We start from the raw sequence: 315 nt of genomic DNA, 5'->3' as shown, positions 1-315 counted from the left end.
CGGCTACCCCCATTCGCAACCCACCGAACAGGAGAAACAACCATGATAAAAACCGTATTGGCCTTAAGCCTGTCCGCCCTAGTGGCCGGCTGCACTTTTAAAGGGTTCAAACTGCCGCCCGATGCCTCCTTAAGTTGGAAATTGTGCAACGAAAGGAAAATTTATCCTGACATTCATATCCCCCCAGGTGAGAGCATAGAAAGGCAGCGGGAAATGTTAAGGCAAATGGGGCTAAGGGATAAAAGGAAACGCAATGACATGCGTTCCTGCGGCTACGATCCCATCGGCGGCGGCGACCAGGAAGCCGATGCCTGT

General features: G+C 52.4%; 1 protein-coding gene. It reads left to right on the top strand.

Going from position 1 to position 315, the window contains the following annotated elements:
* Nucleotides 1–42: 42 nt before the first annotated feature.
* A partial coding sequence (locus MB824_RS05025) for a hypothetical protein (protein ID WP_238746477.1) occupies nt 43–315 on the top strand: 273 nt, incomplete at its 3' end.

Source organism: Kingella pumchi, assembly GCF_022288825.1.
GTDB classification, from domain to species: domain Bacteria; phylum Pseudomonadota; class Gammaproteobacteria; order Burkholderiales; family Neisseriaceae; genus Kingella_D; species Kingella_D pumchi.
This window is presented reverse-complemented; position numbering and strand designations above follow the sequence as displayed.